This is a genomic window from Winogradskyella pacifica (assembly GCF_003386275.1).
Taxonomy (GTDB): Bacteria; Bacteroidota; Bacteroidia; order Flavobacteriales; family Flavobacteriaceae; genus Winogradskyella; species Winogradskyella pacifica.
In genome coordinates this window covers 41110-57165 of the sequence record NZ_QREI01000011.1, presented here as the reverse complement: position 1 = coordinate 57165, position 16056 = coordinate 41110, and the positions used below count along the sequence as shown (strand labels likewise).

General features: G+C 30.8%; 18 protein-coding genes. 13 read left to right on the top strand and 5 right to left on the bottom strand.

Translation table 11 applies throughout. The annotated features are described in order from the left end of the window. Positions 1-47: 47 nt before the first annotated feature. On the top strand, positions 48-1268 hold the full coding sequence (locus DFQ09_RS17655; protein WP_115812761.1) for an ABC transporter permease: 1221 nt from the start codon (positions 48-50) through the stop codon (positions 1266-1268). An 18-nt stretch (positions 1269-1286) separates the two neighbouring features. After that, positions 1287-1652, top strand: coding sequence for an arsenate reductase family protein (locus tag DFQ09_RS17650; RefSeq protein WP_115812759.1), 366 nt, complete (start codon positions 1287-1289; stop codon positions 1650-1652). Between the two features lie 14 nt (positions 1653-1666). Here the strand turns inward: DFQ09_RS17650 and DFQ09_RS17645 are convergent, their stop codons facing one another. Beyond that, positions 1667-2149, bottom strand: a complete 483-nt coding sequence (locus DFQ09_RS17645; protein WP_115812757.1) for a DinB family protein — start codon at positions 2147-2149, stop codon at positions 1667-1669. Between the two features lie 172 nt (positions 2150-2321). On the opposite strand from DFQ09_RS17645, the gene DFQ09_RS17640 reads away from it, so the two are divergent. Further along, on the top strand, positions 2322-3161 hold the full coding sequence (locus tag DFQ09_RS17640; protein WP_115812755.1) for a 5'-nucleotidase, lipoprotein e(P4) family: 840 nt from the start codon (positions 2322-2324) through the stop codon (positions 3159-3161). 47 nt (positions 3162-3208) lie between these two features. On the opposite strand, the gene DFQ09_RS17635 is transcribed toward DFQ09_RS17640, so the two are convergent. From DFQ09_RS17635 to DFQ09_RS17620, 4 genes are all read right to left on the bottom strand, one after another. Then, complete coding sequence (locus tag DFQ09_RS17635; protein WP_115812753.1) at positions 3209-4927, bottom strand: sensor histidine kinase; 1719 nt, start codon at positions 4925-4927, stop codon at positions 3209-3211. Between the two features lie 4 nt (positions 4928-4931). After that, complete coding sequence (locus tag DFQ09_RS17630) at positions 4932-7895, bottom strand: CheR family methyltransferase (protein ID WP_115812751.1); 2964 nt, start codon at positions 7893-7895, stop codon at positions 4932-4934. Between the two features lie 238 nt (positions 7896-8133). Further along, the gene (locus tag DFQ09_RS17625; RefSeq protein WP_115812749.1) at positions 8134-8625 is read right to left on the bottom strand and encodes a hypothetical protein; all 492 of its coding nucleotides are present in this window, start codon (positions 8623-8625) and stop codon (positions 8134-8136) included. Between the two features lie 17 nt (positions 8626-8642). Next, positions 8643-9038: a hypothetical protein gene (locus DFQ09_RS17620; RefSeq protein ID WP_115812747.1), complete on the bottom strand. Its 396-nt coding sequence runs from the start codon at positions 9036-9038 to the stop codon at positions 8643-8645. A 133-nt stretch (positions 9039-9171) separates the two neighbouring features. Here DFQ09_RS17620 and DFQ09_RS17615 point away from each other — a divergent pair, with 133 nt between their 5' ends. The 10 genes from DFQ09_RS17615 to DFQ09_RS17575 all read left to right on the top strand — a co-directional run bounded on the left by DFQ09_RS17615 (position 9172) and on the right by DFQ09_RS17575 (position 16053). Then, positions 9172-9522, top strand: a complete 351-nt coding sequence (locus tag DFQ09_RS17615; RefSeq protein ID WP_115812745.1) for a carboxymuconolactone decarboxylase family protein — start codon at positions 9172-9174, stop codon at positions 9520-9522. A 62-nt stretch (positions 9523-9584) separates the two neighbouring features. Further along, positions 9585-11525, top strand: a complete 1941-nt coding sequence (ftsH, locus tag DFQ09_RS17610) for an ATP-dependent zinc metalloprotease FtsH (protein WP_115812743.1) — start codon at positions 9585-9587, stop codon at positions 11523-11525. Positions 11526-11536: 11 nt separating this feature from the next. Then, complete coding sequence (locus tag DFQ09_RS17605) at positions 11537-11923, top strand: hypothetical protein (protein ID WP_115812741.1); 387 nt, start codon at positions 11537-11539, stop codon at positions 11921-11923. 53 nt (positions 11924-11976) lie between these two features. Beyond that, entirely contained in the window at positions 11977-12480 is a 504-nt protein-coding gene (locus DFQ09_RS17600) for a hypothetical protein (protein WP_115812739.1), read from the top strand. Between the two features lie 13 nt (positions 12481-12493). Beyond that, a complete protein-coding gene (locus DFQ09_RS17595; RefSeq protein WP_115812737.1) occupies positions 12494-12613 on the top strand; it encodes a BON domain-containing protein in 120 nt (39 codons plus the stop codon). A 93-nt stretch (positions 12614-12706) separates the two neighbouring features. Then, complete coding sequence (locus tag DFQ09_RS19125; RefSeq protein ID WP_262511099.1) at positions 12707-12841, top strand: hypothetical protein; 135 nt, start codon at positions 12707-12709, stop codon at positions 12839-12841. 32 nt (positions 12842-12873) lie between these two features. Continuing rightward, positions 12874-13149: a BON domain-containing protein gene (locus DFQ09_RS19200; RefSeq protein ID WP_115812924.1), complete on the top strand. Its 276-nt coding sequence runs from the start codon at positions 12874-12876 to the stop codon at positions 13147-13149. Between the two features lie 420 nt (positions 13150-13569). Beyond that, a complete protein-coding gene (locus DFQ09_RS17585; RefSeq protein ID WP_115812735.1) occupies positions 13570-14184 on the top strand; it encodes a WG repeat-containing protein in 615 nt (204 codons plus the stop codon). Positions 14185-14191: 7 nt separating this feature from the next. After that, the gene (locus DFQ09_RS17580) at positions 14192-15277 is read left to right on the top strand and encodes a site-2 protease family protein (protein ID WP_115812733.1); all 1086 of its coding nucleotides are present in this window, start codon (positions 14192-14194) and stop codon (positions 15275-15277) included. Between the two features lie 170 nt (positions 15278-15447). Next, positions 15448-16053: a CDP-alcohol phosphatidyltransferase family protein gene (locus tag DFQ09_RS17575; protein ID WP_115812731.1), complete on the top strand. Its 606-nt coding sequence runs from the start codon at positions 15448-15450 to the stop codon at positions 16051-16053. Positions 16054-16056: the final 3 nt, after the last annotated feature.

Here is a 16056-nt window from a genome sequence, read left to right as displayed (position 1 = left end):
ATTAATGAACAGCATGTGTCTCGTTAAAAAATAATAAATATTAACACATGAAACAGACATTTAAAATATTAAAGGTTGCTTTTCAGGCTATTAATAAAAATAGAACACGTAGTATTCTTACTATGTTGGGTATTATTATTGGCGTTGCTGCTGTAATTATGACCATTTCTGCAGGAGAAGGTGCAACAAAGCAGGTTCAAAATCAAATTTCAGGCCTAGGAACTAATCTCTTAATGATACAGACTAAATCTGAGCATAAGGCAGGTATAAATGTGAGAATGGGTAAGCCTATTTATAAAAAAGACTTTGAAATATTACAAAAAAATGCCATTTATATGCCAAACTTATCCCCTTTACTAGCCATTGGTGCACAAGCTATTGGGCCAGATGGTTACAAATCTACAATGGTTTATGGCGTTTCTTACGACTATTTTTATATCACAAGTAGAGAAATTCAATTAGGTAGTTTCTTTAGTGATGAGGATGTAAAAACTGCAAAAAAATTCTGCGTAATTGGGCAAACTATACGAGAAGAGCTTTTTCCTGGGCAAGACCCTATTGGCAAGCAAATACGTATAGACAAAGTTCCCTTTACTGTTGTGGGTTTATTAAAAGAAGAAGGATCTGGTGGTATGGGACAAGATATGGACGATATAGTATTGGCACCATATACAACAATACAAAACAGAATATTTGGAAATCGAAAAAGAGGTTATAATATGATTTTGGCAAGTGCCTTAAGTGAAGATCATATTGTGGATGCAAAAATAGAAGCAACAGAATTGCTTCGTGAGTCTCATAAAATTAAAGCGAACGATGAAGATGATTTTGAAATTATGACACAAATTGAGTTACAAGAAATTACAAGTAATATAACAGGAGTTTTAACGCTATTATTAGGAGCTGTTGCCAGTATTTCACTAATTGTTGGTGGTATTGGAATTATGAATATTATGCTTGTTTCTGTAACCGAACGTACAAGAGAAATAGGAACACGATTAGCTATTGGTGCTAGAGAAAGTGATATTCTTACCCAATTTTTAATTGAAGCGGTTGCATTGAGTTTGGCAGGTGGTGTTATAGGAGTTGCTCTTGGTGTTATTGGCAATCAAATTATTTATAAAGTAACCAACTTTTACATACCTACTGCTGCCTATTCCATATTAATAGGTTTTGGATTTGCAACATTGATAGGAATCGTCTTTGGCTATTTCCCTGCTCGTAAAGCGGCAAAATTGAATCCTATTGATGCATTGAGATATGAATAATACTAAAATATTTTAATTATGGGAGAGATTGTAATATCAAACAGACAAATTACCTTGTTTTACAGCTCTAAATCTGTAAGAGCAAAACAAACTTTGGCATATGCCAAAGCCGAAGGATTACCTATTCTAGAAATAGACATTTTAAAAACACCTCTTACAGGAACACAAATCGCAGAATTGGCTGATAGATTACATATAGAAATAAAAGATTTAGTGAACCAAGAACATCGAGCTTATAAATCGCAATTTGAGCATCATGATTTTTCTTCAGTGGATTGGATAAAGACGATACGGAACAATCCTGAAATCATGAAACAACCCATTGCATTGCGAGGCGACATAACCATATTGGTAGAAACACCTACGGATATTATTAAAATATAATAAAAACAGGCTTTTTAAAGTTGAGAAGACTCACCTTTTAAAACTTTTAAGTAAGCAGCAATTTGCCCTCTGTGATAAGTTTCGTGTTCTAAAACCTTGCGCATAATAAACCACCAAAATGTCATTTCTTCTTCTTTTTCATTACGAACTAAATGGTTAATGGTTGTAGCATTAAACTCAGAAATTATAACGTTTCGTTTTTCACCATTAGATTTTAAGGTTTTAATCAAACTCTTGTATATAGTTTCATCAACATCTAAGTGAGGTTCTTCAGAACCCATTTCCCATTTAAAGGTTCTTTTATTGGTTGTTGAAAGGCTAAAGAAGAGTTCATCCACATCAATTATATGCTTTACCAAATGAGCAAAACTCATAGCCGTGTTATTTAGTCGCCAATTTATAAATCCTTCAGGAACTTCTTCGAGTCTTTTAAGAGTGATTTTACGTATTTCTGAAGAAAATTCTGCTAACCGTTCTATACATTCTTTAGTATCCATAATCTTAAAGTTTAGTCTCTAAATTTATAGAGAAAGCGCTTTATTCACAATGACCTACATCATTCCAAACTGATTAGTATCATTGCTCATAAAACTATCTGTTACTAATTTTATTTTTTTGAAAATTCTTCTGGTATAGCGTAAAGTATAAAAACCAAATAAATATAAACACATGAAAAACAATATACTAATTACCTTTTTTGCAATGACTTTATTTTTTGGATGTAGAGTTCATGAATTATCGGTAAATCAAGATAAACAAAAGAAAGTAATCACTGAAAATATAAATATCCCTATTCGTGAGTATTCCATACAATCTGTTTTATGGCAACAACATGCGGCAGAATATCGTGCATTAACGTATCAGGCTTTTTATTTGGCTCAAATGCGATTAAATGATATAATTGCCAATAAAGTGGACTTAAAAAAGCCACTAGCAATTGTCACAGATATTGATGAAACGGTGTTGAATAACAGTCCTTATAGCGGTAAACAAGTTGAATTAGATGAAGACTACAATACCCTAAGATGGACGGAATGGGTAAAGAAGAAAAAAGCAGCAGTAATACCAGGTGCTCTTGATTTTTTTAATTACGCGAAAAGTAAGAGTATTGAAGTTTTTTATATTTCTAATAGGTCCATAAATCAAAAAAATGAAACCATTGATAATCTACAAATAATAGGGTTTCCTTTTGCTGATGAATCACATGTTTTATTAAAAGACAGTCTTAGTGGAAAACAACCAAGAAGACTTCATGTACAAGAAACCCACGAAATTGTATTACTACTTGGCGATAATTTATCTGATTTCTCAGACGTATTTGAGGAACGTTCTACCATAGAAAGAAATAGAAATGTAGATAGTTTGAAAGCTTTTTTCGGCAAGAAATTCATTGTATTACCCAATACAATCTATGGCGATTGGGAAACCAAAGGCATTTTAGAAGGAAAACATAATTGGACTAATTTTCAAAAAGATTCTATTAGACATCAAAAAATAATATCGTATTAAAATAAATTTTATGTTTTATAATTAGCCTTCAAAACACAATTTAAATTCTATGGACATAAAGGAAATGCCAGTTTAAAAGTACTGCCTTCGCCAATTTTACTGATAAAAGTAATAGTGCCTTCTAATAAATTAACATAATGTTTTACAATACTTAAACCAAGGCCTGTTCCTTGTATATTACTCACATTTTTAGCCCTAAAAAATTTTGTAAACAGATACTTTTGTTCATTTTCAGGTATACCTATACCTCTATCCTCAATTTCTATAAATAAAACATTCTTTTTTATGAAAGCTGTTATTTGAATATCAGTTTGTGAATATTTTGTAGCATTAGAAATTAGATTTATCAGTATATTTCTCAAAATCTTTTTATCCATAAAAACTTCTATTGAGCCTTTTTCTACATAATTGATTTTTTGATTTTCTTTAAACATCCAATGCAAATCTTCAATTATATCCTTAATAAGCACTTTTAAGGTAAAATTTTCCTTACTAGTTGTTACAATACCACGCTCTAGCTTTTCCATAGAGAGGAAGTCCTTCAAAATATTTGTTAGTTGATTTACGGATGATTTAATACGATCAACATGTCGTTTTACTTTTGTAGACTCGTTTAATTCGTTATATTTTTCAATTAAAATAGTTGAAGAAAGAATACTAGTAAGCGGTGTACGAAACTCATGCGAAGCCATAGATACAAAAGCACTTTTCATTTCATTAATAATTTTTTCTTGTTGTAATGCTTCTTTTAATTCCTTTGTACGCTCTGCTACAATGTCCTCTAATTCTTCAGTGTATTTTTGTCTTCTCGATTCTAATTTCTTTCGTTCGGTAATATCTTCACCAGCAATTAGAGTACCTATGTATTTCTTATTCTCATCTAACAATGTTAAGTTGGTCCAAGACATTAAAGGCATATTATTGTTATTGCACTTTAGGAAACTTTCAAAATTTGGATTTAACAATCCATTTTCATTCTTTATGTACTTATACGACAAAATTGAGCCTTTACCATCTGCTAAACTTATAAAATTGTTTAACCAATTTTTTCCTAAAATTTCTATACTATTATATCCAAGAAGGTCACACCCTTTTTTATTGATTAATTGCACGTTATACTCTGTATCTATCAAGAGAAAAACGACAGGAGCTAGATTAAGATATTCTTGTATTTTTTCTTTTTCCTTTTGTAAGCTTTTATGTTGTAATTGTAAAATCTCGGCTTTTTTGAGCTCTGAAACATCTATTAATGACACTCTGCAAACGGTACTTTCTGATATTTTATTTTTTGTGATTGTGCCTTGAAGTAAGACTGTAAACTCTCCCTTACTTTTGTGTTTCATTTTAATTTCGAAGGAAGGTAATATACCTGTTTCAAAAGCTTTTCGAAGATTTAAGAATAATGTTCGAGATTCGCCATTTGTTATATATGCAGAAAATGGTTTTCCGATAATATAAGAACGTTCTATACCAAGTAAATCACAGGCTGTGAGGTTGCTATTTATTATAATCGCTTTTTCATTTAATACTAAGTAGCCAATTGGTGCAAAATCAAATAAGTCTGTGTATTGGTCACGGACTTCCTCTAGCCTATGCTGCGCTTCTCGCAACTCTTCATTTTGCATTTCTAACTCTACTTGATGCACTTCTAATTCGTGAAGCAATGATTTAGATTCCTCTAAAGTAAGGTTTTGTATGGCTTGCGATCTTTCTCTAATTTTAGCCTCAGCCTTAGCACGTAAATTATGTTCTGCACCACTAGACATTTAATTATTTCTTTTCGGATGATTTTTTTTGAACTTCACTTAATTCTGTAACATCGGTCGAAATACAAGCTATGCCATTAATCTTATCCTTATCATACAAAGGTCTAACCGTTAAATCATGGCGTTTTATACTTCCTCCCAATTCTATGGAAACTGTTAGCCGCATTGGATGGCCTGTATCCAGAACTTTTTTCTTTATTTCCTCAAGTTTCTTGGTGTCTTTTTCTGAAAAAAAATCTGAATCCGTTTTTCCTTTAAAATTTCTGTATTTCACATCTGGATACATATTAGCAATACTAGTATAACAAAGATTTTTATCTTGTGTGTATACAACAGTCTTGGTAGATTCTAACAAAAATTCATAGTTTTCTTTAATTTTATTCAGCTCATCCGCCAATGTTTTTTCTTTTGTTATATCAACAAAAGTAATAACAACTCCTTCTATTACGTTCTGCGCCGTTCTATACGGCATAATTTGCATTTGATACCAAACACCATCATGACTTTTTACAGATGTGGTAAACGGTGTAAGTTTTTCTAGTACATTTTTAACATCAGCCACAAGAGTATCATAATCAAGATTAGAAGATAAATGCTCTACAGGACGTCCTATGTCATTTTGAATTAAATTAATAATTTTAGACATAGATGGTGTAAAACGCTTAATTGTCAATTTATCATCCAGAAAAATAGTTCCTATTTCTATACTCGCCAATAAATTATTCATATCGTCATAAGACTGAGCTAATTCATCTATCTTACCTTGTAATTCTGTATTTACAGTAACAATTTCCTCATTTACACTTTGTAGTTCTTCTTTTGAGGTTTCTAATTCTTCATTAGTGCTTTGTAATTCTTCATTACTAGATTGTAGTTCTTCATTTGACGATTTTAACTCCTCATTAGCAACTTCTAATTGTTCTATGGTAGATCTTAGGAATTCTTTAGTGGTATCAAGTTCTTGTTGTAATGCATTTACTTCTGAAACATTTTCGATTTCTTCCTTTTTGTCATTAGCAGAATTTTCGGTAATTGTATCGATATCTTCAAAAATAATCATGAGATAGCCATTATCATTTAAAGATTGACTTAATGGTCTTGAGATAAGCTTAATGGTTTGATAGTAACCATTTGTTTTTACTTTTATGTTGGCAGAAACTTCAATTTTTTGACTTTTTCGAGCTTTCAAAATAATAGTTCGTAATTTAGTTTTAAGACCATCTCTTGCCATATCAACAATATTCAAACTGGCTTCACCTGGAGATGGTTGCAAATATTTCCCAGTGTTACCCGAAAAATAAACAGCATCCCCTTTATTATCAATAATTGCACAAGCAGGAGCATAATTTGAAAGTAAAAGGCGTTCTGTTATTATAGCCAAATTATCTTGCTGAACTTTTTTAAGTATTGGGACTGATGCCGTTTTTATAGTTGGTAATTGATCTTGAAAGTTAAATCCTAATTGCGGCATTTTATCAGATTGAAGGTTTTTTCGTTTAAAAAATTTATTTTTGCGATCAATGACTTCAAATGCATCGGCATATTCTCCAAGAGACTCTGAACTTCCTAAAAATAAAACACCTTCATTTATTAAAGCATAATGAAAAATAGAGAATACCTTTTTCTGTGCTTCAATATTTAAATAAATCAATAGATTTCTACAACTAATCATATCTAATTTTGAGAATGGTGGATCCTTCATTAGATTATGTTCTGCAAAGACTATTTGGTCTCGTATTTCTTTTTTAATACGGTAGCTTTGTCCTTCAACATGAAAATAAGAATGTAATCGATCTTTGCCCACATCAGTAACAATGGTCTCTGGATAAACACCTAAACGAGCAATAGCTATAGCCCTTTCGTCTATATCTGATGCGAAAATCTGTACTTTTATATTCTTTTTTTGTTTAGAAATGACTTCGTCAAAAATAATAGCAGTAGAATAAGCTTCTTCACCTGTAGAACATCCAGGAATCCATATTCTTATAGTATCGCCATTAGATTTGTTTTCGATAATTTTTGGTACGACCTCTTTTTCTAAAATCTCGAAAGGTTCTTTATCTCTAAAAAAACTGGTCACTCCAATAAGTAGTTCATTAAATAATTTTATTATCTCTTCAGTATTTTTTTGAAGATACTTTATATAATCATCTAGCTTAGTAATTTGGTTAATAGCCATTCGTTTTTCAACGCGACGTATCACTGTACTATCTTTATAATCACCAAAATTACATCCCGTTTCATTACGTAAGAGAATGAAAATTTTTTCTAATTGATCTTTGGTTTTAATGATTTCTACTGGTTTTTCTATAGGTTTTAAATTTCGATTTTTAGAATATTTAATGAGCAGTTTTGGTATTTCTTTTATTGGTAATATAAAATCTTGCACACCAGCATTTATAGCACTACGAGGCATTCCATCATATTGGGCATTTTCAGGATCTTGCACTATAGTTAGACCTCCATGCCCTTTAATATCTTTAAGCCCCATAGTGCCTTCTGTACCTGTACCAGACAATATAATACCAACAGCACGTACACCTTGATCATTTGCTAATGAACGTTGAAAAAAATCAATTGGTTTTCTAAATCCTCTAGGTAAAGAAGGCTCCAATAAGTGAAGAATGCCATTAAATATAGCCATGTCTTTATTTGGTGGAATAATATAAACATGATCTTTTAAGACTTCTGTATGATCTTTTACTTCACTTATTTGTATTTTAGTGTACTTTTTAAGCAAGTCCACCATTAGGCTTTTATGTGTAGGATCTAAGTGTTGCACAATTACAAATGCCATTCCTGGTGCATCAGGTAATTCTGAAAAAAAAGTTTTAAACGCTTCTAAACCACCAGCAGATGCACCAATACCAACAATAAGAAACCCATCCTCTTTTTTAAGTATTGTCTTTTTTATTGATGCCACTTTTTTCGTTGTAGCTTTTGGCGATGACGTTTTTCTTTTTGCCATGAAATAGTTTTAGTTATAAAGATAAAGGATTCTGCAAATTACATTTTTATAATATAATAAATATAATTCTACCGTATTTAAAAATCATATTAATTGGTTACAACAAGACTTAATAGTGCATATTGGCACTATTAAATCCATTCAAGAACAATATTGGCAATATTGATTTTTGTTGCCTTAATTTTAATGCAAAGGTTTCATTATACTTTTAATCACGTAAAGTGAATCATAAGACTTTCTACATATAAGATTTATCTTTAGACTCATACAATCCTGGATAAAATTGTCTTATAAAATCATTTCGAGAAGAATCTAACTTCTTTATCATTTTATCCAATTCCGTATTCTGATTTTGCCAAGTTTTAAAAAAATAATCTTCCTTAAAAAAATCATCCATAAAAAGGGAATCATTTTCAGGAAAAAAAGAAAAATTATCTTTCCAATTAAAAGATGTATTTTTATTAACATAATTTTTAAAAGAATCCATGATGCTGTCTAAATTTACTTGCAAAGAATCACCCTTAATATTTGAATAAGAGTAAGAATATATAGAATCATACTTTATAAGATTTCCAAACTCATCATATTGTTTTTTAACACCCCACGTTTCTTTAGGCTTAATAGTGTCTTGCTCTTGTTTATTTGATTGTTGCGTTTCTTTTTCCTTATTTTCTTGGCTGTTACAGCCTATTATAGATAATACGAATAATAAATAAATCAAGTTTTTCATAATTAAAAAGTTTATAATTAATTTCGTCTTGTCCTTGCGGTATTAGTTCGTCTTGAAGTTCTTGTATTACTCCGCACATTATTCTCATTGTGATATGTTCTAATATTATCACCTCTATAACCTTTTACACGTGCATATTTACTTCGATTTAGATTTATATTATGATATCGAGGTGGCAGTACTTTTACACGCATCCATACTCCATTGTTTAGATATAGATAATTACTAAGGGTTAAATCGTAATAGATTGAATATTCTGGGAAGTACACATACCTAACCATCTCTACTCTATTTGGGTAAAACCAAGGTGGTGGAGACTCAGATCGCGAAGATAGAACGACAGGACCACAGGTTTCTAAAATCAAGGCACTCATTAATATGAGTAATAGCGCTATATAATTTCTTTTTTTCATAACCGTAATATTTATAAATTATTATAAAGGAATCAAACAAACAAGACATCCCAAATGACCTGCGTCATTTTGAGAGTAATTGTTTTAAAATAGCTTTGATAAAAACAAAACGTAGTCATTAAAAATTTGAGTTATGATAAAAGATTATTCAAAAAACTATAACAATCTCACCAAATTAATGAGTGAATTGGCGACTAAGCTGCCTGAAACAATGAAAGGGTTTAATGAACTGCATAAAGCCAGTATTTCAGACGGTATTTTACCTTCTAAAACAAAAGAACTTATTGCGCTAGGTATTGCTATTACTGTACGTTGCGATGGCTGTATAGCTTTTCATGTACACGATGCGTTAAAAGCAGGTGCTAGCTCTGAAGAAATTATGGAAACTATAAGCGTTGCTATACTTATGGGTGGGGGTCCAGCTCTTGTGTATGGATGCCAAGCTATGGAAGCATTAGAGCAATTTATTGTTTTAGAACAGTAATACATAAATCTAAAAACAGTACAGCGCTAAAAACATTTTATTTCTAAATAATTAAAGTCCTAATGGCAACCAATAAAAATAGTGATAAGAATAACAAATTACCAAAGAGGTTTAATCCTTATTGGATTTACGCCTTGCTTCTACTTTTTATAATTACCACATTTTTTTTTAACTCAACTTCTACCGCCAAAGAGATTAGCTGGTTACAATTTGAACAAAACATTTTAAAAGAACAAGATGTTGAAAAAATTGTAATTCTTAATAAAGAGATTGCTGAAATTTATATAAAACAAGTGAAACTAGAAGACGATGAAGACAAATCAATTTCTAAAAATATAATAACAGGAGAAACCAGACCTCAATATTACATACAAATAGGCGCCGTAGAAAGTTTTGAAAACAAGCTTGAAAATGCCCAGCAACATTATACATCAGAAGAGAAAATTGAAATTAAATATGAATCAAGACTAAACTGGTTAGATACATTTTTATGGATTTTACCATTTGCTTTAATTTTAGTTTTCTGGTTACTAATAATAAAACGAATGGGATCTGGTGGTGTGGGTGGAAAGATGTTCAATTTTGGAAAATCAACCGCAAAATTATCTAATATAGATAAAAAAAGCAAAGTAACATTTCAAGATGTTGCAGGTTTGAAAGAAGCTAAAATTGAAATGATGGAAATTTTAGATTTTCTAAAAAATCCTGAAAACTACACCAAACTTGGTGCCAAAATACCCAAAGGAATATTATTAGTAGGACCACCAGGAACAGGAAAAACCCTATTGGCAAGAGCAATTGCAGGAGAAGCTAGAGTTCCTTTTTTTTCTATGTCTGGATCAGAGTTTGTAGAAATGTTTGTTGGTGTAGGCGCATCAAGAGTTAGAGACCTCTTTAAGCAAGCTAAAGAAAAAGCCCCAAGTATTGTGTTTATAGATGAAATAGATGCCGTTGGACGATCTAGAGATAAAATAAACGCCTTTCAATCTAACGACGAAAGAGAAAACACGCTAAACCAATTATTAGCAGAATTAGATGGATTTGGTACTAATACAGGTGTTATTGTTTTAGCAGCTACCAACAGAGCTGATATTTTAGACAAAGCTTTGCTTAGAGCCGGAAGATTTGACAGGCATATCTATCTAGAATTACCCACAAAAGAAGAACGGTTTGAAATTTTTAATGTCCATCTCAAACCCATTAAAAAAGAAGACAATGTTGATGTAGCATTGTTAGCCTCATTAACTCCAGGATTTTCAGGAGCTGATATTGCAAATATTTGTAATGAAGCCGCATTAATTGCTGCCAGAAAGAAGAAGAAAAAGGTTGATCAGGAAGATTTTAACCAAGCTAGAGATCGTATTGTTGGTGGTTTAGAACGGAAAAGTAAAATAATTTCTGCTAAAGAAAAAGAAATTGTAGCACATCATGAAGCTGGCCATGCAGTTGCTAGTTGGTATTTAAAACATGTTGAGGCTTTAGTTAAAGTATCCATTATTCCTAGAGGGAAATCTTTAGGCGCTGCATGGTATTTACCAGAAGAACGGCAAATTGTAACCAAATCCCAATTTATGGATCAGATGTGCGCAGCATTAGGTGGACGAGCAGCAGAAGAAATTATTTTTCATGAAATTTCTTCTGGTGCATTAGATGATTTAGAAAAAGTAACAAAACAAGCCTATAACATGGTGGCATATTTTGGACTTGACGAAGAAGTTGGACCTATCAGTTTTTATGATTCTACAGGACTTTACGATAGAATTTTAGGAAAACCCTATAGTGAAAATTTGGGAAAACTAATTGACACTGAAGTACAAAATCTAATAACAACACAGTATAAAAGAGTTAAAGAGATTTTAACAACGCACAAGAATGAATTACAAGAATTGGCGCAACTGTTATTAGTAAAAGAAGTAGCAGACAAAGACGATTTAGAAAAAATATTAGGAAAACGGAAAGAAAATAATATGCTATTCAAAACATCAAAATTAAAAATTACATAATCAATCATATCATGGAAACACAAGTTATTTATAATACAGATTTACATTTTGAACATAAGTTATGGCAAAGAGAACTTACTTTTTGGGAAGACGAACTTAAATCATTCAACAATAGATTAGGTGAGTTAGTAACAAAATGGACAGATAAAAACATTCTGGCGCAATTAGATCATTATCAAAATCAGTTTATACTGCATGGCACAGTTATAGACAAATTGCAAGAAGATATTACCATGCACGAAGTTAATATGAGTGCACACTACAAAAAAGATGAAGACGTACTCAACTATTCTTTTGTAAAAAAACACATTGAATTTAGAAATAAAATGGAAACACAAAGATATATATATGGTGAATTAAAAAAGGATTTTTTTCGATTGATAAGCAAGTATATGTAGCAAGAAAAATAAAATGAAGTATTAATATTGGTAACATTTTAAATATAGAAATTATGAAGATTAAAATAGTATCCTTAATTACAACAATATTTATGGCAGCAATCCTATTAACAAGCTGTGGTGAAAAATCTAAACAAGATGCCACCGAAGTTAAAGAAGATGTAATAGAACTTAATAAAGATTTAACGAGAGGAGCCATTGATACAGCAGAAGAAATTAAAATAGCTGTTATACAAGAATGGGATAAGTTTAAGGTAAGTTCAGAAAAAGCCATCGAAAAGACAGGAGAAGAGATAAAAAGATTACGAGAAAAAATTTCTAAGGACAATAAAAAAGAACGTGAGAGGCTCACTCAAAAACTTGAAGAATTAGAACAAAGATATATTGTTTTAAAAGACAAGCTTGTTATAAGAACTGAAAAATTCAAAGAAAATAGGATAGAATTTAATGAAAAGGCAAAAAACAGAGAAAAGGAATTTGAACGGGAATTTGACCACGATATGAAAACATTAAATCAAGCTTTGAAAGATTTATTCAAAGACAATGTGAATAACTAATATAAATTATACAATGAGAACAGATGTACAAATAAAGCAAGACATATTAGATGAACTAGCATTTCAACCTAATATTAATGAACTCCAAATTGGTGTGGTGGTCAAAGACGGTATTGTTACACCTACAGGATAGTTTTTTTCTTACGCTTTAAAAATTGCAGTCGTACAAATTGTAGAAAAAATAGAAGGCGTAAAAGCCATAGCCGAAGGCATTAAAATTGGTTATTTGTCCAATATTAATAAAACCGATACAGAAATAGCAAATGCTGCAATAAACGCCATGAAATGGAATGCCTCAGTACCTAACACAAAGTTATTGTTGAAGTTGATAACGGTTGGATTACGCTTCTTGGTGAGTTAGAATGGGCTTACTAAAAAGATGCTGTAAGACAAATTGTAGAAAATTTATCAGTTGTAAAAGGAGTAACCGACAACATCACCTTAAACCAATTTGCTCTTCAACCAGAAGATATTAAAGAAAAAATTACTAAAGCCTTCAAACGATCTGCATTAGTTGATGCATTAGGTATTACTGTAGATACCACAAGACATGCTGTAAAGTTAGCAGGCAATGTAAAATCTGTCACAGAAAAAAAGGAAGCCGAAAAAGTAGCTTTTAAGACACTAGCTGTTTATGCTATACAAAACGAATTAAGAGTAGATCACTAAAAATAACGATAACTGCCTAGAACATAAATGAATCCACATATTATATGTATTCAGCAAACAAGCGTACAAGACAAAGAAGTGTTTATAGCTCTTGAATTTTTGTGTATTTCGAACAATTTGTTAATTCGCCATCTAAAAACAGATATTCTTTGGACCTCAATACTTTAAATAACAAAAAATATGGTTATAAAAGAGCTGAGTAATCATCATTAAAGCTAAAGAAGAAAGCATTAGCTAAAATATAAAATCTATAGACCTAAGGTCTAAAAATTACGGATGAGACCACTGCCCTATCTTATCCGAACTAAATTTATAAATTTTAATATAAAAAATTAGAAATCAGCTTTAGTCTGACCTAAATCATTTCATACTAATATGTTCAATATTAACTTTGAATTATTAACTATAAATAAAAACAATATGAAAAAGGCCGTAATATTATTTATAACCTCTATTACCTTTCCAGTTTTGGCAATAGCACAATCTGTAAATAATGTTGATTTTATTTCACCAATTCACAATGATGTTGCAGCTATTCAAAAAGATGGGAAATGGGCATTTATCAATAAAGAGGGTCAACAAATTATAAATTTCAGAACCGATTTGGCTATAACAAGTATGGAAGATGGAGATTATCCGATGTTCAATGACGACAGATGTCCAATAGTAAAGGTCAAAGCCGGTATCTCATATTTTGGTTTTATTGATAAATCTGGAAATACAGTTATTGAACCACAATTTTTAAATAGCACCGACTTTAAGGACGGTATCGCCATTGCCTTAAAAGTAATTAGAAAAGTCATTGCCAAAAACACAGCTTTAGATAAGGATATCGTTAACTATAGATATTATGAAGTACTTATTGATACTCAAGGAAATATTACATATTACCTCAATCAAGATGGGGTTAACGTAATTATGGATAAGGACTTTTTAAGAACAGTTCCTCAAATCACTTCAAAAAGAATTTCAGAAGAACTATACGCAGTTAAAAACAAGAAAAACTTATGGAACATCATCAAAATTAAAGAATAATACTAAAATGAAAGCGAAATTAAATTTAGGTCAAGTTTCAGGCATTAAGATTAGAGTCCATTGGACATTTTTTCTACTCATGGCATGGGTTATTTTCGCCGAACTAACACAAGGAGGCAATCTAGAAAGCATTTTATTTAATATAACTTTTGTTTTAGCTATTTTTTTATGTGTTGTGTTGCATGAATTAGGTCATGCTTTTATGGCAAACCATTATAATATTAAAACTGAGAAAATAACGCTACTTCCCATTGGAGGAATGGCAAGTTTTGAAAAGCTTCCTGGATCACCAAAACAAGAGCTTTTAATTGCTATAGCTGGCCCACTAATCAATGTCATTATTGCTATTATATTATTTTTTATTGTGCCTGTTAAAGATTTTATGCAATTAAACTTTACCGAAACTTTTGAAGTCTTAGTACGTTATAACGTACAGAGTTTTTTGTTTTTTTTATTTATTGCTAACGTTGGTTTAGTGGTGTTTAATAGTATTCCTGCATTTCCTATGGATGGAGGTCGAATCCTCAGAGCACTATTAGCTATAAAAATAGGTCGTGTTAAGGCTACAAAAATTGCATCTAATCTCGGACTTATAATAGCAGTTCTATTCTTTTTAATTGGTCTGCTTTACAATCCGTTTTTAGTATTTATAGCCTTATTTATCTTTTTGGGAGCTTTTGGAGAAAACCTGATGGTGCAACAAATGGCTTTACTTGATGGTCACACGGTAGAAGAAGCTATGCTACTTAATATCACAACTTTTAAACCTCAAGACTCTATAGACCTTGTTGTAAATAAAATAATTTCTGGCACCGAAACTAATTTTATTGTTGTTGAAGACCAAACCATTATAGGTATTTTACATCATAAAACAATTATTGAAAACTCTAATAAAATGGTTTTGGTTGGAGAAATAATGGATGTAAATTTCAAAACCATAAAAGGTACAGATAGTATTAAAAAGGTATATCAACTTATTTATAATGATAAACAAGAATTATTTCCAGTAATGGAGAATGGTAAACTTATTGGTGCAATTGATGCCGTAAATTTAAACGAATACATTTTGCTACAATCAAAATTAGCCTTTTAAACATAGAATTATAGAGTTATTTAAACGCTTCAATATTTGCTCCTAATACTATTAGGTTACAATTAAAATAGAAACTACAATGGTTAAAAAATCATCCCTTTAGGCTAAATATTTCTAAACTTATTGTTATGTCCAAGCAAATGATTGTTAAGTGCCTATTAAAAAAATATATGTTGACATTGAAAAATTATAATATTGCTGATTGGTTTTCGTTTTATCGCATTTTTGCATCACCTTTTTTGTTGCTTTTAATTTGGTTAGATTTTAGATTAATTTTCACATGGTTGTTACTAGTTAGCTATTGCACTGATGCTATAGACGGTTTTTTAGCCAGAAAATTAAAAATCACTAGTTCTAGAGGCTCACAATTAGATTCCTTTGGAGACCAAATAACATTAATTGTAGGGTTAATTGGTCTGTATGTCTTTGAAACTAATTTTATAAAAACCAATCTTATTTTAATTGGTATTGCTTTTACACCTTACGTTATACAAATGTTTATTGCTTATATAAAATATGGAAAGGCTACTGCATTTCACACCTATTTAGCAAAATTTTCTGCTGTTATGCAAAGTATATTTATTCTTTTTTCTTTGTTCTTTCAACCTGAATATACCTTGTTTTATATTATGATAGGGATTGGACTTTTAGAAACATTTGAAGAAATTGCATTGATTTTTATGTATAATAATTGGGCCTCTGATGTTAAAGGTATTTATTGGGCTTTAAGAGATAAAAGAAGATTAAAAAAAAATAGTCCGAGTGAAAAACAATAATCA